The 19,683-nt window shown below is 57.7% G+C and carries 13 protein-coding genes and 1 pseudogene; 10 read left to right on the top strand and 4 right to left on the bottom strand.

The window, feature by feature from the left end:
• The first annotated feature begins 1 nt into the window (after window position 1).
• Window positions 2–1,000 carry an ABC transporter permease gene (locus RGCCGE502_RS28995; protein ID WP_016557788.1) on the top strand — a complete coding sequence of 333 codons (999 nt, stop codon included), beginning with the start codon at window positions 2–4 and terminating at the stop codon, window positions 998–1,000.
• Between the two features lie 234 nt (window positions 1,001–1,234).
• Here the strand turns inward: RGCCGE502_RS28995 and groEL are convergent.
• Window positions 1,235–1,981 (bottom strand): annotated as a pseudogene (gene groEL / locus RGCCGE502_RS35855) (chaperonin GroEL); the annotation flags it as partial.
• 110 nt (window positions 1,982–2,091) lie between these two features.
• On the opposite strand from groEL, the gene RGCCGE502_RS35850 reads away from it, so the two are divergent.
• On the top strand, window positions 2,092–3,042 hold the full coding sequence (locus RGCCGE502_RS35850; RefSeq protein WP_016557784.1) for an IS630 family transposase: 951 nt from the start codon (window positions 2,092–2,094) through the stop codon (window positions 3,040–3,042).
• Window positions 3,043–3,122: 80 nt separating this feature from the next.
• Window positions 3,123–4,310 (top strand): IS701 family transposase, encoded by a 1,188-nt coding sequence (locus tag RGCCGE502_RS28980; protein ID WP_016557783.1) that lies wholly within the window; start codon window positions 3,123–3,125, stop codon window positions 4,308–4,310.
• Between the two features lie 290 nt (window positions 4,311–4,600).
• On the opposite strand, the gene RGCCGE502_RS28975 is transcribed toward RGCCGE502_RS28980, so the two are convergent.
• The 3 genes from RGCCGE502_RS28975 to RGCCGE502_RS38830 all read right to left on the bottom strand — a co-directional run bounded on the left by RGCCGE502_RS28975 (window position 4,601) and on the right by RGCCGE502_RS38830 (window position 8,855).
• Window positions 4,601–5,626: a hydroxyacid dehydrogenase gene (locus tag RGCCGE502_RS28975; protein ID WP_016557782.1), complete on the bottom strand. Its 1,026-nt coding sequence runs from the start codon at window positions 5,624–5,626 to the stop codon at window positions 4,601–4,603.
• A 221-nt stretch (window positions 5,627–5,847) separates the two neighbouring features.
• On the bottom strand, window positions 5,848–8,466 hold the full coding sequence (locus RGCCGE502_RS28970; RefSeq protein WP_244441812.1) for a type 2 periplasmic-binding domain-containing protein: 2,619 nt from the start codon (window positions 8,464–8,466) through the stop codon (window positions 5,848–5,850).
• 263 nt (window positions 8,467–8,729) lie between these two features.
• Window positions 8,730–8,855 (bottom strand): hypothetical protein, encoded by a 126-nt coding sequence (locus tag RGCCGE502_RS38830; protein WP_019280351.1) that lies wholly within the window; start codon window positions 8,853–8,855, stop codon window positions 8,730–8,732.
• Between the two features lie 886 nt (window positions 8,856–9,741).
• Between RGCCGE502_RS38830 and RGCCGE502_RS35840 the strand changes: the two genes are divergently transcribed.
• The 7 genes from RGCCGE502_RS35840 to RGCCGE502_RS28935 all read left to right on the top strand — a co-directional run bounded on the left by RGCCGE502_RS35840 (window position 9,742) and on the right by RGCCGE502_RS28935 (window position 19,657).
• Entirely contained in the window at window positions 9,742–11,652 is a 1,911-nt protein-coding gene (locus tag RGCCGE502_RS35840; RefSeq protein WP_016557779.1) for a caspase family protein, read from the top strand.
• A 248-nt stretch (window positions 11,653–11,900) separates the two neighbouring features.
• Window positions 11,901–14,039 carry a methylmalonyl-CoA mutase gene (gene scpA / locus RGCCGE502_RS28960; protein WP_016557778.1) on the top strand — a complete coding sequence of 713 codons (2,139 nt, stop codon included), beginning with the start codon at window positions 11,901–11,903 and terminating at the stop codon, window positions 14,037–14,039.
• A 225-nt stretch (window positions 14,040–14,264) separates the two neighbouring features.
• Complete coding sequence (locus tag RGCCGE502_RS28955; protein ID WP_016557777.1) at window positions 14,265–15,422, top strand: Gfo/Idh/MocA family protein; 1,158 nt, start codon at window positions 14,265–14,267, stop codon at window positions 15,420–15,422.
• A gap of 12 nt (window positions 15,423–15,434) precedes the next feature.
• A complete protein-coding gene (locus RGCCGE502_RS28950) occupies window positions 15,435–16,319 on the top strand; it encodes a carbohydrate ABC transporter permease (protein WP_016557776.1) in 885 nt (294 codons plus the stop codon).
• Entirely contained in the window at window positions 16,316–17,176 is an 861-nt protein-coding gene (locus RGCCGE502_RS28945) for a carbohydrate ABC transporter permease (RefSeq protein ID WP_016557775.1), read from the top strand. The genes RGCCGE502_RS28950 and RGCCGE502_RS28945 overlap by 4 nt, the downstream gene beginning before the upstream one ends.
• A 60-nt stretch (window positions 17,177–17,236) precedes the next feature.
• Entirely contained in the window at window positions 17,237–18,439 is a 1,203-nt protein-coding gene (locus RGCCGE502_RS28940; RefSeq protein WP_210281002.1) for an ABC transporter substrate-binding protein, read from the top strand.
• A gap of 81 nt (window positions 18,440–18,520) precedes the next feature.
• Complete coding sequence (locus RGCCGE502_RS28935; protein WP_016557773.1) at window positions 18,521–19,657, top strand: ABC transporter ATP-binding protein; 1,137 nt, start codon at window positions 18,521–18,523, stop codon at window positions 19,655–19,657.
• Window positions 19,658–19,683: the final 26 nt, after the last annotated feature.

Raw genomic sequence — 19,683 nt, 5'->3', positions numbered from 1 at the left:
CATGCTATCTGCCATTTTCAAACCATTGGCGCCGAAGTCATCAGGGGATCTCGCGCGGGTTGGAGTTGTCGTTGCACTCTTCGCCCTCATCGTTTTTGGCGCGCTTCGCTATGATAACTTCCTGTCGCCATTTAATATACTGACGTTCCTCCGATATAATTCGATGTTCGCGCTGATTGCGCTCGGCATGGCGTTCGTGATCATGACCGGCGGCATTGATCTGTCAGTCGGCGCGGTGGCTGCGCTGGCGAGTGTCGTTTCGGCGCTCCTGTCGCCCTATCATTGGATCGCTGGACTTGGCGGCGGCATTGTCGCTGGGCTTGCCGTCGGATTACTGAACGGCCTGGTCATCACCAAGATGCGAATCCAACCCTTCATCGCGACACTTGCCGCGATGCTGGCAGCGTATGGTACCGCGCTCCTTCTTGCTGACAACCAGTCGGTATCGGTATCCTATGATACCGGCTTCACCATGATTGGACAGGATGACTTCCTTGGCTTTCCGATCCCCGCCTGGATTGCGGTCGCCGCCTATGTCGTCGGCTGGGTGTTTCTCGAGCGGCGGGCATTTGGACGACATGTTCTGGCGATCGGCGACGGAGAAGTCACCGCAGCGCTCATGGGGTTGAAGGTGGAGCGTACGCTTCTGGCTGTCTATGGCGGCTCGGGCCTCCTTGCGGGTCTTGCCGGTGTGATCCTCGCGGCACAATTTGGTGCCGGTCAGCCAACAGAGGGTGTGGGGTGGGAACTCTTTGCAATCGCCTCGGTTGTCGTTGGCGGCACATTGTTGACTGGCGGCTCAGGCTCGGTGGGTGCAACACTTGCGGGTGCGCTGTTGCTTGGCATGGTGTTCAATGTGCTCAATTTCGAAAATGGCTTGGGCTGGATTTCCTTGTCTGCCTACTGGCAATCGGTGATCCGTGGCTTGTTCTTGCTCGTGGTCGTGGTCCTGCAGGCAAGACTGACGGGACGCGGCGAAAAGGCGCCCGCCAGGGGATAGTCAAGAGCATTCCAGCAACCGAAGCCGCGTTCTGCAAGGCAGAGCGGACGACCTTGGCGGGGTCGATGATGCCATCGCGAACATGCCGCCATAGCTACCGGTTTGAGCAGTCGAGTATTTTGCCAATTACCGCGGCAGCATCGTCTCCAGCATTTGCCGCGATCTGAAGAGCGACGATGCGTAGTGCCCGTCTCACGATGTTGATGCCGGCGTCCTGGTCGTCGTTCTCGCCCCGATGATGAGGAGCGGCTTACCGGTCTGAACGACAGCTTCGAGAACCGGGAGCATGGCCTGGAGGTTCGAGAGCTTCTTCTCGTGCAGGAGGATGAAGGCGTCTTCGCGGTCCGCAATCATCTTTTCCGGGTTGGTCACGAAGTACGGGCTGAGGTAGCCGCGGTCGAACTGCATGCCTTCGACGACTTCGAGTTCGGTTTCAGCGGTCTTGGCTTCTTCGACGGTGATAACGCCTTCGTTGCCGACCTTCTGCATGGCCTCAGCAATGTCGAGACCGACCTGCTTTTCGCCGTTTGCGGAGATCGTGCCGACCTGTGCGACTTCTTCCGACGTGTTGATCTTCTTGGCCTTGGCCTGGAGATCCTTGACGACTTCGGCGACAGCGAGGTCGATGCCGCGCTTCAGGTCCATCGGGTTCATGCCGGCAGCAACTGCCTTGGCGCCTTCGCGAACGATCGCCTGGGCCAGAACCTCGCAGTCGTCGTGCCGTCGCCGGCGATGTCGTTGGTCTTCGAAGCAACTTCGCGGACCATCTGGGCGCCCATGTTTTCGAACTTGTCTTCGAGTTCGATTTCCTTGGCGACCGATACGCCGTCCTTGGTGATGCGCGGAGCGCCAAAGGACTTGTCGATGAGGACATTACGGCCCTTCGGTCCGAGCGTTACCTTCACTGTATCAGCAAGAATGTCGACGCCACTCAGCAACCGGCCACGCACCCTCAGCAGTAAGAATATCTTTCGGCGCCATATGCATCTCCTCACCCAGCGCTTCAATTTTAAAGCGCGTCGCCCGTTTTTTGATTCAGGTTTTCGAATCGGCCGGTTTGTGATTCCTTCTTAGGTGGAAGGAGACCGATCATGGGCAAATCACATCCGATCGAGTTGCGTTCCCGTGTTATTGCATTTGTTGAAGAGGGCAATACCAATCGCGAGGCGTCCCGTCATTTCCGGGTGTCACCTCGTTTTGTGAATAACCTTGTTATTCTAAAGCGTGAGACAGGCTCTCTGTCACCGAGACGACAGGGTCATATTGGCGGCGGCAAGTTAAGCGACCACGGTGCGTGGTTTCGGGAACGTATGGCTGAGAAGGGTGATTTGACGCTTGACGAATTGTGCATCGAGCTTGCCGAGCGCGGCGTCATTGTGCATCGCTCGAGCGTCGGCCGCATGTTGCACCGGCTCGGGTTAAGCCACAAAAAAAGCCTCATGGCAAGCGAGCAGCTTCGTCCGGAAATCGCTCGGGCGAGAAGTCTATGGATCGAAAGGCGCAAGCCTTTTTTTGATAAGGCTCTGGCACGCCTCACTTTTATCGATGAGACGTCGACAAACACAAAGCTGACAAAACGCTCCGGTTGGTCGTTACGGGGCCAACGTTACCGCAGCCATGCGCCTTTCGGATCCTGGAAGACGCAGACGTTTATCGCTGGCCTCCGATCGCATTCCATGGTCGCGCCATGGATAGTTAACGCACCAATGAATGCCGAGATATTCGAGACTTGGATTGAAACGCAACTCGTCCCAACTCTATCAAAGGGCGACATCGTCATTGCCGACAATGTCCGTTTCCACAAAAGCCAAAAGGCCGAAAAACTCATCCGACAAACCGGTGCCAGGCTGCTGTTCCTACCGGCCTATTCGCCCGACTTGAACCCGATCGAAATGGCCTTCTCGAAGCTCAAGTCGCTCCTACGAAAGAAAGCCGCAAGGAGCTTCGACGCAATATCGAACGCCCTCAGTGACATCTGCGCACTGTTCTCCGTTGAGGAATGTCGAAACTACTTCAAAGCCGCAGGGTATGAGGCGATTTAGACGCGACAAGCTTTAGTACTACAGTTGCGGTTTAGCGGAAATCATGATTCACTTCCCGCATTTGGCGGGAGGGAAGTTCAATGTCGGTTGCGGGTTGGTCCGGGTCGGTTCTGGCGTGGCATCGTGAGCTCGATGCCTTGAAGGTGCGGTTGGGGCCGGTCTTCGGTCGCCGAGAATTGCGCGCATCGTGCGGTGCCTTTCTGGATGGGTTGTTGTCGGGAGTAGAGCGCAAGACTGGCTGGCTGATGGCGGAACAGGCAGGACTGGAGCGCCCTTATCGGATGCAATCGCTGCTGGGGCGCAGCCATTGGGATGCTGACGCATTGCGCGATGCGGTTCGCGCTTATGCAATAGAGTCTCTCGGTGACGCGGACGGCGTTCTTGTGGTCGATGAGACCGGCTTCCTGAAGAAAGGCGCCCATTCAGTCGGTGTCGCACGACAATATTCCGGCACGGCCGGCCGGATCGAGAACTGTCAGATCGGTGTTTTCCTTGCCTATGCAAGCCGCTACGGTCAGACCCTGATCGATCGGCAACTTTATCTGCCGAAGGAGTGGGCCGAGGATGAAGCCCGCCGTGCTTCGGCTCACGTCCCCCAGTCCCAAGCCTTCGCGACCAAACCGGCCATTGCAGCCAAGCTCATTGCCGATGCGCTGGATGCCGGCGTGCCTTGTGCCTGGGTATTGGCGGATGCGCTTTATGGTTCGGATTCCAAGCTGCGCCGGATGCTGGAAAGCCGTGGCCAGCCTTATGTTCTGGCAGTGCGCTCCAATCATTGCCTGCGCTTTGTGCGTGAGCAAGGGATCGAGCAGACCGATCCCGAAACGATGGCTGATGAGTTGAAACCGGAGGTTTGGCAGAGCCATGCAGCAGGCGAAGGTGCCAAGGGTCTTCGGCTTTATGATTGGGCCCGTATTCCTCTCAGCTCTCGCCCGGATCCACAATGGGAGCGCTGGCTTCTGATCCGGCGCAGCCGACGCGAACCCGATGCGCGCGCCTATTACTTTGTCTTTGCGCCCGCCGGTACGGAACTGAGCGAATTGGCGGGCGCTGCCGGGCTGCGTTGGACCGTGGAAGAATGCTTCCAGCGTGCGAAGGACGACCTCGGCCTGGATCATTGCGAAGCGCGATCCTGGCATGCTTGGAAGCGGCACATGACGCTCGTCATGGCAGCCGCGGCATTCCTCGCCAAACTCGGCGCCGATCTACGCCGCACCGCTGCTGGCAAACCGAACGAAACGAGTCCAAACCCGCCAATCGCCGCCTGACCACCACCATGGCGTTCGTGCCCAGCGTCGCAGAGATCCGTTATCTGATCAAACGCCTCTTGCTACAGCCCCCGATTAGAGTTCGCCTCATCTTGGCATGGTCACTCTGGCGACGCAGGCATCAAGCATCCGCAATGCTCTCTCACTACAAAGCAAGGCACCAAACGCAACTGTAGTATTAGCATCGGAATCTTCATTCCTTGCCTTGGGAGCCCTATAGTTCGGTGCCGAGCATGACAAAATCAGACCGAGTTGAGGCGCATGCAATCGAAGGGACGTGCCAGAAGACGTCACGAGATATCAACCGGCTTGGAACGCAGCCGGTTGACCGTTGCCAGGTCGGCGCGCCTGCAGAGCTGGGGCGGTAGCCCGCGCATTATCAACTCAGCATCGGCAACCGCCATCGAACCCAGGGCATAGAACGCGTCGCGCGTTCCGCCGCTCCGATGGGCGGAAAGCAGGATGCCGGGTGCCTTTCGCACAGGATCGTCCAATTCCACCGGCTCTTGTGGAAACACATCGGTGGCGACGCGGATGTGTCCGGACGCAGCCGCCGCGATCATTGCAGGGAAATCGACGACCGCGGCCCTGCTCATGAGAAGGAAGGCTGCTCCCTTCTTCATCATGGCGAATTCAGCCTCGCCCAGAAAGGATTGATTTTCGCTGGTAACGCTTGCAAAGACGAATACCAGTTGGCTCGCGTAGAGCAGGTCTTCAAGACTGCTCGGCATGCAATCCAAGGTCGTAATAACCTCTGCGGGAAGCCATGGGTCAAAGACGCGAACAGGGTTCTTGAACGGGCGGATCAGTTCTCTGAACTGGCGTCCGAGATCGCCGAAGCCGATGATGCCGACGGGAGCCCCTGCAAAGCGGAACGTACCTTCGTTGCCGGCAAGTCCATACTGTTCGCGTCCAGCACGAAAGTCCCTGTCCGCCTCGGTAAACCCACGGGCAAGGTCAAGCCCCAACCCCAATGCTGCCTCGGCAACCGGCGAAGCGAAGGCAGCTGCAGGTGTGATAACCCAGATGCCGCGCTCGACGCAGGTCTTGTAGTCGATGTTTGGAAGGAAATTACTCTCGACATTGATGATTGCCTTGAGCCTTTGAGCACGGTTGAGGCGCTCCGTGTGCATATCCGTCTGCCCAAAGATAAGGACGGTCTCGGGAAGCAGATCGTCGATCTGTTCGGCGGACATGGGTTTGTCTTCCGAGATGAAAAGTTCGCCGAGCTGTTCCAGGCGGTGTCGCACGCCTGGCTCCATGATCAGGTCGAGTGTTCGCGGCAATGGGTCTACCAAGATCACGTCGCGGGGCATGATGTTCTCCTCTTCCTGCGAGGTAGTTACCACGCATCGCGTTGACAAACACCTGAGATCGACTGGTTCCTCACCGGCGCCAGGCGACATGATACGATGAGCGCCAGGCGATCAGGTATGGTTAGACGCGCGACGAACGCGAGCGCAATCAACTGATGTCATCGACGGTAGAGGTGCGGTAGGACTTTACTGACGCTACTTCTGCGGCTTGTTTTCTCGGGTCATGGAGTGTGGCGTTGTTTGACGTTCGGGAATTCCTTTTTGCCACTAATGACCTGCTCCTGGTCCATGACGCTGTTGAGATTGAAAAGCCACGCCAGCGGCTCGGACATGGTCTGTTGAGGAAACCATTTGTAAAACAGGGCTTCCGCCCCGGCGCGATGTGAAAACAACTCGTAGATCCGATGCTGAACGAAAGCGAAGAGAGCCATGTCCTGCGTGGCGATCAACAAGGCATACGGCTCGTATGTAAAGGACTGGAACGGGTCTCGCACATCCGTGCAGCTTCGCCCTGCCGCTCTCCAGGCGGCGAGCTTTCCCAGGATGATTTCACGGTCGCCAATATACACCTTGTCCCGGTCTGTATTGCTGCAGAACCACTCGATGAGCTGATCGTGATCCTGCATGGGACAAAGGACATAGGCAGGGATGGCGGCACCGATCTCCTTGAGCGATTTCGTCGGCTCAGGGTCCCGGCTTCTGACAGCCGTCATTTCAGCGCGGCACTCCGTCGGCTGTCCCATGAAGCAATCCGGAGTCTTGCCTGAGGACCCCAGCCTCAACGCGTCCACGGTGCACGCTTCCTTGGCAACCCGTTCGGCGGTCGAGTTGCCGAGATAGCCGACCTCGACGTCGCGGAACCTCCGAACCGAGCGCCAGAGATAGGACACCCCAGACACGAAGACGATGGGTGAAAAGACGCCTGCACTCGTCCGTTCGGGGTCGTCGAGACGAACCGTGACCGCGTCGCAGAGGACATCCACTTTCCTGTCTTCCACCTCGGGCAGTGGTTGCCTCATTGCAGCGAACCGGTTCCTTCCATTGATGGGGACCTGGATCAGCTGGTAGTCACTGTTGTCGAAGATTTCGTAGCAAAGCTCGGCTAGATAACCGAGATATGGCCTTTTTTCGTTAATGCCGTCCGGCGGAGGAAGGTAAGAGAACGGGGGGATATCTGTCCTGAACCCGATGACAATCTCACGCGTGTGCGCCGATGAGGCGCTTGAGACAAGAAAGATCGCGCAGGCAAGCAGCACTGCGACACCGGTCGCGGCGATTTCCTGCGCCTTGCCGAGGATCTTGGGCCTGCGCAGGCGGCGCGGCACCAATCCAAGGACCGAGAAGAAGACTGTCAGTGGCATCACGATGAGGTCAAGTGTGCTGTAATAGGCAAAGCATGTCTCCAGGTCGTGCCCCGACAAGGAAATGACCTTCAATATTGAAGCGGCTTGCGCCGGGTTCCCCACCATGCACGGTTGCGAAACAGTGATACTGGCGAACACGATCAGATAGATGAGGGTCACGAGCGCGCCACACGAGGCAAGGCCAAGAATGACGGAGAAGCGCGGCGGTCTTTCCGGTGCCCGGACCGAGTTGATGAAGCAGAAGGCAATGATGGCAACCGGCGTAAGCAAAAGATAGTAGAGGAGTGCACCCGTCCAGCTTCCTGATCCGAAGAGGCTTTGCCACATTTGGGAAACGTTGCTGGCCGGCAGCGCCGAATAGAGCATTGCAATGAGGGTCATTCCGCTGGCCGCCACAGCGAAAGCGCCAATTGCACCGGAGATCGTCGCCCACGCGACACTCTTGTTGAGCGGAGATTCCGATAGGCCGGTGCCGTAAACAACGCTGATAAAAGATGCGACGACAGTCGACGGCAGCCATACCAGCAGGAAGACCTTTGCTGTTTCGAGCGCCGCACTCATGGCGACTGCCTGATCAGTGAGCGGAACCGAGGAAATGAGCGGGTGCCATTGCGCCCGTATGACGAGGAAGTATCCGACGAAGACGATCACGAACCCGTAGAGCGGCAGTCCGGTCGCCGCCATCTCCCGTTTGTCGACCACTTTCTCGATGATGCTGTCTCTTAGGCGGCCCGGCTTCATCTTGTCGAAGCGAGAGCCATACTCGCAGTAAATGGCCATAATCAACGAGAACCGATCCCGAAGATCGTCGAGCAGGCGCGTGTTGTTCAACAACCGCTTTTCGAGATCCTTGATCCGGTCCTCATCTGCCGTTGACGGGTCTGGCGTCCTTGCCGGATCGGTCAGATACTGGAAATCCGCCAGGGCACTCTCGGCCTCGTCGCGGACGTTTCGCTCATACTCGTTCAGCTTTCTTCGGATTTCGGGGTCCGACCATTCCACGTGTTCTTCATAGGACCAATGGACGACGTATTTGAGGTTTCGCTCCAACGCAAAAAAGCTGTTGAGTTTCGGACCGAGAACGCGCTGCGCAAGCGCTGATGCCTTACGGCGACTATCATCGGATGGAGCACCATCGATCAGCGTCTTTATGCGGATTGTCTTTTCCTTGAGACGAGTGGGAATGCCTACCACCTCATGGGAGAACCGGCGTAGCCAGTTTTCGGCGGGAACCAATGGGTTGATCAGAGGAGCAAAACCCGAGATACCAAGCGCCAGAAAGAGGGGCCATTTCCAGGAGTCGAATTCGATGGTCCCCATACCGATCTGCAGACCGGAAACATTGAGTGCGTCAAAGAGCTGGACGATCATCCGCCCAAAGAACGCAAGCGTCGCATAGATGAAGATCAGGGATATGCAGTATATCGCGTACGCCCGCCTCAGCGAGAAACTGTCCTTCAGGTTCCAGATCGTCAAATCCCTGAAGTCGCGAAACGCGCTTGCATTGACGTCGTAAGTGGGTTCTGAAAATCGCTTCCAGGCAAACGCACAAATCAGAGCGCACCCAGCTGCGAAGGCTAGGACGAACTGGCCGGTTACCGCGATGCCAACAAACGGAAAATCCCTACGGCTCCCTGGTACAAGCAAACCAAATTGCCATAATGAATCGGGAACCGTCGATGGCCAGTACGCGGATTTTGAGTACACCCTTGCGACTTCCTCGCAAACGTTGGTTCAGCCTAGCATTGTTGTTGCTGTGGATTGCATGGACCGGCCAGCGCAATGGACGGGTGCAGGCCCATCGAGCCTGTCATGGCCAGAGCCAGCGCAAAGGCAGCCATAATAAACAAAGTCTTCTTTGTCATTTGCGTCCCTCCACATTCGTTATACGGGAATGTGCGCGATAGTAGTATCTTAGGCCCAATATTGTCTAAATTCAACCATCTATGGTAGGCTAATCGTTGAAATCATTTACTTCAACCGTCGTGCCTTCCGAATGTTAGTGGAAGCTAAATATACTACTTGCTACCTCTACATTGCGGTGTATCATTGCGGGAATGCAACGCGAGCTTAGCTGCATTTCATCATTGCCGATAGCTCGACAGGTTGGCAGTCCAATTCTCAGATAATCTTCGCTTGAGCCGGATCGGCTGTCTCAGGTTGCTTTGCTTGGCTAACCTGTCGTGGTGGTCATGGCGCTGATGCGCCGCATAATTTTGTCCGCTCGCGTTGCCCGGGGGGGCGTGACAGTGAGCATCCTTGAGCGCGTGTATATAGCGTCGAGCGTCCCGATAGATGGCGCGCCCCTTTGCAATTATGTCCACTTGCCAATCGTTCGGCCCCTCCCCGCCGGTCTGGCCGCCTGCCAACGTGTCATCTGCTCGCGCCAAATGCCCGCACCGGTTGGGAGGGAGCGGCGAGACCGGAGCGGTAAAGGTGTTTTTACGACCTGGGCCGCCCGCCCCAGCGTCGGCATCTGCTCACGGTCGATGCCCCAACCCAACGATAGCTCTTTTCGTTCTTCCGCTCGCGGGAGGGGGCGTCGGAACGTCCGTTGCAAAGCCCCGAACGGACCAGCACGTGTCTCGATCCAGAGGCGATGGCGGGGGCCGTTCAGGTTCGACGTGTCTTTGATGGATGCATCATGCGCCCGATTCCCAACCCGACCCGATCTGAGAAGCGAACGTGCTTCGCGAATCCTAAGCCGGATCCGAGCGACCGGGCCTGCGACAATGCCAGAGGAGAAAGTCCATGCCTTCCAACGGAAAAATATCGCTTGAAGAACTCAATCGCCGGCTTGCCGACGCATCTTTTTCGGACGAGGAACTCGCCCGGTATTTCTTGGTTGATGAAGACCGATCTGGTCCCTTCAACCCGGTTCTGACCCTGAACCCGGACACAGTCAGCGTGCCGCAAACGGCAGAAGGCACGGAGCGGAGTGCGGCACTGCTCAACAGTGCCAATTTCATCGCGCGCCTGCGCAGGCATTTCGCATTCAATGCCCGCGTAGGAAGCGGAAGCTACCGGGGGCCGATCCTTGTCTCGGAAGGAGACAGCTGGTTCCAATATCCCTTCAAGCTGGAAGACGTCATAGACGACCTGATGCAGGACTACGCGGTCTTCAGTCTGGATGCCGCTGGCGACACACTGGCAAACATGTTTCGCGAAGCCGAATATCTGGACGCCATTGCCAATACCGGAGCCTCGATCTTCCTGTTCAGTGGCGGCGGCAATGATGTCGTTGCTGGTGGAAACCTGGCCGCACACCTATTCGACTTCGATCCGGCAAAATCGCCGGCCGCGCATCTGCGTCCTTCCTTCAATCTCATCCTCGATGAAGCGATAGGGATATATTCGAAACTGGTCAGGCAGGTCGCCCAGAAGTTTCCGAATGTTCATATTGTCTGTCATGGATATGACTATGCAAGGCCTGCGAATGGTCCCTGGATCGGCAAGCCCATGGCATCCAAGGGCATCACCGATCCTGAGCTTCAGCGGGCAATCGCTCGGGTGATGATCGATCGCTTCAACGAGAGACTTGGTCTCCTGCAGTCCACATCAGCAAGGCTCCACTATATCGACTGCCGCAACACAGTGCCGGCAGATGAATGGTTTGACGAACTCCATCCGACAAACGATGGCTACAAGAAAGTCGCCAAAAAGTTCGCGACCGTCATTGAGCAACTAAAGCCGAGGACGAGAGATGTCGATTACCGGGCTAATAAGGCACGGGCTGCGAGGGCAACTGAAACCAGCAGTGCCCGTCCTGCAGTGCGACCGTCAAGGGCGGTCCCACAGAGTGCCAGGCCCAATGAGGGTCCTCGCGGCATCGCGCTTCACATCGGTCTAAATGCCGTCGATCCTGCTCATTATGCGGGATGGGCCGGCCCATTGAATGCCTGCGAATTCGATGCACAGGACATGCATGAGATTGCCACGGGCCTCGGATACGACGCGACCCTCCTGCTCACGGAAAATGCGACACGCGAAAATGTTGCCAAAGGATTCAAGAAGGCGGCGCAGGAGCTGAAGGAGGGTGATATCTTCTTCGTCAGCTATTCGGGCCACGGTGGCCAGGTTCCCGATTTCAATGGCGACGAGGAGGATGGCGTCGACGAAACCTGGTGCCTGTTTGATGGCCAGCTTATTGACGATGAGCTTTATGCGTTCTGGTCAAAATTCAGGCCCGGCGTCCGGGTTCTGGTGGTTTCGGACAGCTGCCACAGCGGTACCGTCATCAGGGCAGTCGTTCCCGACGCCACTACCGATGTCGCTGTTGTCAGCAGTCCGCTGGCACGGGCGATGCCCATCAACATCGCCAGTCGGACGTTTCGGCAGAACCGCGACTTCTACAGCAAGCTCGGAAGTTCGCTCTCCAACGTGGAGGCGCAAAGTGTCAAGCGCGCCACCGATACACCGATCTCGTGCAGTGTCCGGCTGATCTCCGGATGCCAGGATAATCAGGTGTCGCTCGACGGACCCGGGAATGGTGCGTTTACCGCGGCTTTGATCAGCGTGTGGGACCATGGCCGCTTCAGCCGCGACTATGCGGCCTTCCATGCCGCGATCTTGAGGAAGCTGCCGGAAACGCAATCTCCCAATCACTGGATGATTGGTCCGAAGAACCCCGTATTCGATGCCCAGTCGCCTTTTGCGATCTGACGCCTCGACCCCCCCTTCGGCATGAGAAGCCAGGAGGAGAAAGCAGCAGTGTGAGCGAATGGGAGCGTCGCCTGTCGTGATGCGGCGGGACAGGAACTGCTCACCGCGGAAGGAGATCTACTCGTCTTACCGACGGACCGCGCTGGCCGTTTGAGGCTGCGCTTTGCAGCAAATTATCGAATGGCTCTATCGCGCAACCGGCAAATAAAATGCTAGCTTCCGGCAAAAGAAGAATGCCGGAGGATAGGATGGCGAAGAAAACGTTTGGTGACTGGATGGCTCTTGCCGAGAAAGAGCTCAAGGCGCCGCCGGAGTCGCTCGTCTGGAGGACACCAGAAGGGATCGATGTCAAACCGCTTTATACCGAGGGCGATATCGAAAATGCCAAGCATCTCGGGTCTCTTCCCGGATTTGCGCCGTTCACGCGCGGCCCGCGGGCAACAATGTATGCCGGCCGGCCATGGACAATCAGGCAATATGCGGGATTTTCAACTGCGGAAGCCTCGAATGCCTTTTATCGCAAGGCACTTCAATCCGGACAGCAAGGTGTTTCGGTTGCTTTCGACCTTGCGACCCACCGGGGCTATGACAGCGATCATCCGCGCGTTGTCGGCGACGTCGGCAAGGCCGGAGTGGCAATCGACAGCGTCGAGGACATGAAGATCCTGTTTGATGACATACCGCTTGACAAGGTCTCGGTGTCGATGACGATGAACGGCGCGGTCATACCGATCCTGGCGAATTTTATCGTGGCCGGAGAGGAACAGGGTGTCTCGAAGGCCGAGCTGTCGGGCACCATCCAGAACGACATCCTCAAGGAGTTCATGGTCCGCAATACCTACATCTATCCACCGGAACCATCGATGCGGATCGTTGCGGACATCATTGAATACACCGCGAAGCAGATGCCGAAGTTCAACTCCATCTCTATCTCGGGCTACCACATGCAGGAAGCTGGGGCGACCCTTGTGCAGGAACTTGCATTCACTTTGGCCGACGGTCGGGAATATGTCCGGGCAGCGATCGCCAAAGGCCTAAATGTTGACGATTTCGCCGGTCGGCTCTCCTTCTTCTTTGCCATTGGAATGAATTTCTTCATGGAGGCGGCAAAGCTGCGCGCCGCACGGCTGCTCTGGACGCGGATCATGGAGGAATTCAAACCCCAGAAAGCCTCCTCGCTGATGATGCGTACGCATTGCCAGACGTCGGGCGTGTCGCTTCAGGAACAGGATCCCTACAACAATATAGTCAGAACCGCATTCGAGGCGATGTCGGCTGTCCTCGGTGGCACCCAGTCGCTCCATACCAATTCCTTCGACGAGGCGATCGCCTTGCCAACCGATTTTTCGGCCCGCATCGCCCGCAATACGCAACTGATCCTCCAGCACGAAACTGGTGTGACCAAGGTCGTCGACCCTCTGGCTGGATCCTACTACGTCGAGGCCCTGACGAATGAGCTCGCGGACAAGGCGTGGACGCTGATCGGTGAGGTCGAGGCACTCGGCGGCATGACGAAGGCTGTTAATGAGGGCCTTCCCAAACGTCTCATCGAGGAGGCGGCGACGCGCCGGCAGGCAGCGGTCGACAGGGGCGACGAGGTGATCGTAGGGGTCAATAAATACAGGCTCGATACGGAGGAAGACATCGAGATCCTCGCCATTGACAATGCGGCCGTTCGAACGGCCCAGGTGAAGCGGATCGGGGAAACGAAACGCCGCCGCGACCAGGCAAGGGTCACGTCGGCTCTGGATCAGCTGGGACTGGTTGCGATGAGCGGTCAGGGTAACCTGCTTGAGGCAGCCGTTGAGGCAGCGCGCGCGCGCGCCACAGTTGGCGAGATTTCTGATACCATGCGCCATATATTCGGCGATCACGCTGCAGAGCTCGAGGTCATCAAGGATGTCTACGGCCAGGCATACCGGGGCGAGCCTGAGCTCGAGGTGCTGAAGGATCGCATGGCTGTTGCCGCCAGGGTTCTCGGCCGAGAGCCCAGGATCATGGTCGCCAAGCTCGGCCAGGATGGGCACGACCGTGGGGCCAAGGTCATCGCCTCGGCATTTGGTGACATCGGGTTCGACGTCCTGGCAGGTCCACTTTTTCAAACACCCGAGGAAGCCGCCGATCTTGCTGTTGCAAGCAAAGTTGATGTCATTGGCATGTCATCGCTGGCGGCTGGCCACAAGACACTTGCGCCGCAGCTTGTCGAGGCGCTCAAGGCGCGGGGCGGTGGCGACATTATTGTCGTCGTCGGCGGCGTCATCCCGCGGCAGGACTACGCATATCTGATGGAGAACGGTGTTGCCGCTGTCTTTGGACCGGGGACCAATGTCCTCGACGCTGCAAATGAGGTTCTGGATCTTCTGGAGGGCAAGCGGCGCAACCGCTAGTCGACCGTCCCTTCCTGCCGGGTTCGACACCGTCGCCGTTCAAACGATCATTCGATCGACATCGGCGCCCCCTATTTGCGGAGACACGAAGACCGGACTGGGAAAATGAGCGCTCATGAAAATTAATTTCATATGGTCAACTTTTTGTGGGATTTGAGTTGACGGGTTCGAATTTTTGTCCCAACCTGACGAAAATAAATTACGCGTTGGGAACGAGATAACAGCATGAAAGTTGGAATTATCGGGCTAGGATTCCGGCTCGGCTACCTTGGCCATGTCTTCACCGCAGTGGATGAAAGCTTCGAGATCGTCGGTTACGTCGACCCCGATCCAGCAGGCCTGCCTGGTCTCGCCGAACAGGGCGTTTCCGCCGGAACGGCCTACGCGTCTCCGGAAGAGCTCATCGCCAACGAGAAGCTTGACCTTCTGATGATTGGCTCGCCCAATCACATGCATCTCGACCACATCAGACTGGGCCTGGAGAAAGGTCTGAAGGTTTTCTGCGAAAAGCCAATCGTAACGACGATTGCCGAAAGCATTGAACTGGCACGACTGATGGCGAAGTTTGGTCATGAGCGGCTGATGGTCGGTCTCGTTCTGCGTTACTCTCCACTGTACAAGGATCTCCGCGCGATCCAGGCGTCAGGCAAGCTTGGGCAAATTGTCTCGATCGAGGCTGCGGAACATATCGAGCCTTACCACGGTGCGTTTTTCATGCGCGACTGGCGCCGCTATGAGCGCTATTCGGGTAGTTTCATGCTGGAGAAATGCTGCCACGACCTCGATCTTTATAACGGTGTCGTCGGCGCGCGTCCCGAGCGTGTTGCAAGCTTTGGCGGTCGTAAGAGCTTCATCCCCGCAAATGACCCCGTGCGCGAAGGTATCAACGACGTCGAACTGTTTCATCGCAAGCCCAGTGGCTGGATGGGGTCCGACAAGGTGTTCGACAGTGACGCCGACATCATCGACTATCAGGTGGCAATCGTCGAATACGCCAACGGCGTTGGAATGAACTTCCACACCAATCTCAACGTTCCAGACCAGTTCCGTCGCTTTGCCATCATGGGATCGCGCGGCATGGCTGAAGGCGATTTCGTCCGAGGCTATCTCGATGTTCATGAGCAGCTGACAGGCAAGAAGGTTGTCGAGAACAAATACGTCGCGACAGAGCTTTCGCAGCACTACGGTGCCGACGAGCAGATGGCGGCAGATTTGCTCGACAGCGTGCGTACTGGTAACGAACTTCCGGTTTCGACGCTCAATGCCCTCGAGGCCGGCATCCTGGCCCTATCGATGGACGAGGCAAGGATGAAGAAGGCGGTTATCGATCTGCGCCCGATTTGGGACAGGTTCGACGAAGCCCTGCACGCAAGAGCGGCTTGAGAGGGCGGCAAGATGAGCGTCCAACGCAACGCAGTCATCTTTGCCTGGATCCTCCTCCTTCCGGCAGTCCTCTACGTCGCTGTGATCGTCGCCTATCCCCTGGTCGACACGTTCATCCTGTCCTTCACCGATGCGTCGCTGAAGAAGACGACGAATTGGGTCGGCTGGGTGAACTACAGTAAGATCTTCAACGCTACCTTCGCCGAAGTCATCGTCCGCACCTTCATCTGGACGTTCTTTTCTGTCTCCATCAAGATGATCATCGGTGTCTTCGGGGCGACGATGCTGAATTCCGCGGTCCCCGGCAGGGCGCTCTTCCGCATGTTGACGATGCCGCCATGGATTGTCCCAATGGCGATCGGCATCTTCATGTGGGGCTGGATGTACAACGGCCAGTTCGGGATGATTTCCGGCATGCTGCAGCGTTTTGGCCTTGTGGACGCGCCGGTTGCGTTTCTCGCACAGGGGTCCACGGCGTTCTGGGCGACGATCATCACCGACGTTTGGATCGGCGTTCCTCTGGTCACGCTTTATATGCTCGCAGCCATGCAGGCGATTCCGCAGGACCTCTACGAGGCTGCCTGGACTGACGGGGCCGGCCGTTTCTATCGCTTTCGGCGCATTACCCTCCCGCTGATCGTCCCTTCGATGATCACCATGTCGATGCTGTCACTGATCGCGACCTTCAATTCCTTCGACATCATCTGGATCCTGACGCGTGGCGGCCCGAGTGGCGAAACGACGACGATGATCATCGACACTTATAAAACCGCGATCGGCTCGAACAAATACGGCGAAGGCGCCGCGCGCGCCGTGCTGATCTGCATCTTCCTGTCGATCTTCTGCGTCTGCTATTTCCGCGTGACCAGCCGCCTTACTTCCGGAGACAAGCGATGAAACAGCCGCATCTGCTGATCCATCGGTACAAATGGTATGAAATCATCGGCATCTATGCCGGAATCCTCATTTTCCTTACCTTCGTGCTCGCGCCCTTTGTCGAGGGCTTCCTGGTATCGCTGAAGCCGCTCAGCCAGCTCTTTTCATCACCCTATCGCTTCATCCCGGAACACGGTTCCTTCGAGGCCTATCGGACTATGTGGATTAGCGTGCCTGGCTTTGCGCGCTACATCTTCAATTCCTTCTTCATCTCGACCATCGTCACCGCTGTCGTCCTCGTGCTGGTGATCCCTGCCTCCTACGCGTTCGCGCGGTTTGAATTCAAGGGCGCCGGGCTGCTGCTCGGTGCGTTTCTGGCCGTCAACATGTTTTCGGGCGCAGTACTGCTCATCCCGCTGTTCCGGCTGATGCGCACGCTCGGCCTGCTCAACACCTATTTCGCAATCATGGTTCCGGGTGTTGCCTTCCTGATCCCGTCGGCGATCTGGCTGTTGAGAACCTACATGATGCGCATCCCGCGGGAGTTGGACGAAGCCGCCTTCGTTGACGGTGCCAGCCACTTCTATACGCTCCGGCGCGTCATCCTGCCGATCGCCATGCCCGGCATCATGGTGGTTGCAATCACCACCTTCATCGGCTCCTATGCCCAGCAGTTCATCTTCGCGCTCACCTTCAATTCCAAGACCGAATTTGCGCCCTTACCGGTCGGCCTCTTCGCCTACTTCGGTCGCCAGGAAGTGGTCTGGAATGAACTGATGGCCGCAAGTTTCGTCGGCATTGCGCCGGCCATGATCGTGATTTTCTTCCTTCAGCGGTATCTCGTCAGCGGGCTGACCGCGGGCGCGGTGAAACAGTAAGTCAACCACCAGAGAAAAACGGGAGCTAACAAAGTGACAATTCATTTCAAGACCGGGCTGATGGCCCTTGCCCTGCTCGGTTCCACCGCGCTCGGCGCCATGACCGCGCAGGCCGCTGACAAGGAGATCAGCTGGATCTACTGCGGCGACAAGATCGATCCGATCCACGAAAAATACATCAAGGAATGGGAAGGCAAGAACCCGGGCTGGAAGGTCACGCCTGAGGTCGTCGGCTGGGAACAATGCCAGGACAAGGCCACGACGCTTGCCGCTGCCGGCACGCCGGTCGGAATGGCCTATGTCGGCTCGCGCACGCTCAAGGAATTCGCCCAGAACGACCTGATCGTTCCGGTGCCGATGACCGACGAGGAAAAGAAGAGCTACTACCCAAATATCGTCGACACGGTTACCTTCGACAACAATCAGTGGGGCGTGCCGGTCGCCTTCTCGACCAAGGCACTCTACTGGAACAAGGACATCTTCAAGCAGGCTGGTCTCGACCCGGAAACCCCGCCGAAGACTTGGGCTGAAGAAATCGCCGACGCCAAGCAGATCAAGGAAAAGACCGGTATCGCAGGTTACGGCCTTCCGGCCAAAACGTTCGACAACACGATGCATCAGTTCATGCATTGGGTTTACACCAACAACGGCAAGGTAATCGACGGCGACAAGATCGTGATCGACAGCCCGGAAGTGCTGGCAGCCCTGCAGGCTTATAAGGACATCACGCCCTACTCCGTCGAAGGCGCAACCGCCTACGAGCAGAACGAAATCCGTGCCATCTTCCTCGACGGCAAGGTGGGCATGATCCAGGCAGGCTCGGGTGCTGCTGCCCGCCTGAAGGACACCAAGATCAACTGGGGCGTGGCACCGCTGCCGCTTGGCCCTTCGGCCAAGGGCGAAGGTACGCTGCTCATCACCGACAGCCTCGCCGTCTTCAAGGGCACGGGCGTGGAAGACAAAGCGATCGAATTCGCCAAGTTCATCACGTCGCCGGGGCCGCAGGGCGAATATGAGCTTCAGGGCGGCGCCGGCCTCACGCCTTTGCGTCCGTCGCCGAAGGTCGATGAATTCGTCAAGGCAGATCCGTCCTGGAAGCCGTTCATCGACGGCATCGCCTTCGGTGGTCCCGAGCCGCTCTTTACGGATTACAAGGGCTTCCAGAACTCGATGATCGAAATGGTCCAGTCTGTCGTGACGGGCAAGGCCCAGCCGGCCGATGCCCTCAAGAAGGCTGCTGGCGAGATCGAAGCGTTCAAGTAAGCCTTTGTCGGGATCGCGGGCGCAACAACCGCGATCCCCTTACAGTATGCATGCTGCAGGTGCGGCAACCGGAGACAGGTTTTGGGACAGCTTCTTCTCAACAATGTTCAGAAGTTCTACGGCGACTTCGAGGTTCTCAAGGGCATCCAGCTCGAGGTGAAGAACGGCGAGTTCGTGGTCTTCGTCGGGCCGTCTGGCTGCGGCAAGTCGACGTTGCTGCGCATGATAGCCGGTCTGGACGCAACGTCCGGCGGCGACATCGTCATCGGCGGGCTCCGAGTGAACGACCTGCCGCCGGTCAAGCGCGGCATTGCAATGGTTTTCCAGTCCTATGCCCTCTATCCGCACATGTCGGTTTTCGAGAACATCGCATTCCCACTGCGCGTGGAAAAGATGGATGAGGAAAAGCTGAAGGCCAAAGTTGAGCACGCCGCGCGCATTCTCCATCTTGACCAGCGGCTGCAGCAGAAGCCCGGGATGCTTTCGGGGGGCCAGCGCCAGCGCGTGGCGATCGGCCGAGCGATCGTGCGCGAACCGAAGATCTTCCTGTTCGACGAGCCGCTCTCTAACCTCGACGCGGCGCTACGCGCCGACATGCGCATCGAGCTTGCCAAGCTGCATCGTCAGCTGAAGGCGACGATGATCTATGTCACCCATGACCAGATCGAGGCGATGACCATGGCAGACCGGATCGTCGTGCTCAACGCCGGGGAGATTGCCCAGACCGGCGCGCCGCTGGAACTCTACCACAAACCGGCAAATATCTTCGTCGCGAGCTTCATCGGCAATCCAAAGATGAACTTCCTGCCTGTTACCTGTAGCGCAGTCAGTGAAGCCGGCGTGGAGATCGATTATCAGGGGCAGAAAGCTACCATCCCAGTGACGCCGCGGCAGGGCGCTGTCGGCAAGACGCTGACGCTTGGCGTGCGCCCCGAGCACATCCAGATTGGATCGGGTGACATCCAGATCAGAGTTGCACCTACGGTCATCGAACGACTTGGCGCACAGACAGTCGCCTATGCATCGCTTGACGGTGAAGGCGAGAATTTCTGCGCGACGCTGCCGGGCGGTGCTGCCGTTCGGCCGGATCAGCCGCTGATGGCCGGGATCAACGTGGTCGATTGCCATCTGTTCGACGACAAGGGGATATCATTCGAGCGCCATGTCGAACTGACAGATATCGACGTTAATTTGCTCAGCCCCACCGTGGCTGAGTGATCAGCCTCAACCTGGGGAGCGCCGCC

It is taken from the genome of Rhizobium grahamii CCGE 502, assembly GCF_000298315.2.
Classification (GTDB): domain Bacteria; phylum Pseudomonadota; class Alphaproteobacteria; order Rhizobiales; family Rhizobiaceae; genus Rhizobium; species Rhizobium grahamii.
This window is presented reverse-complemented; position numbering and strand designations above follow the sequence as displayed.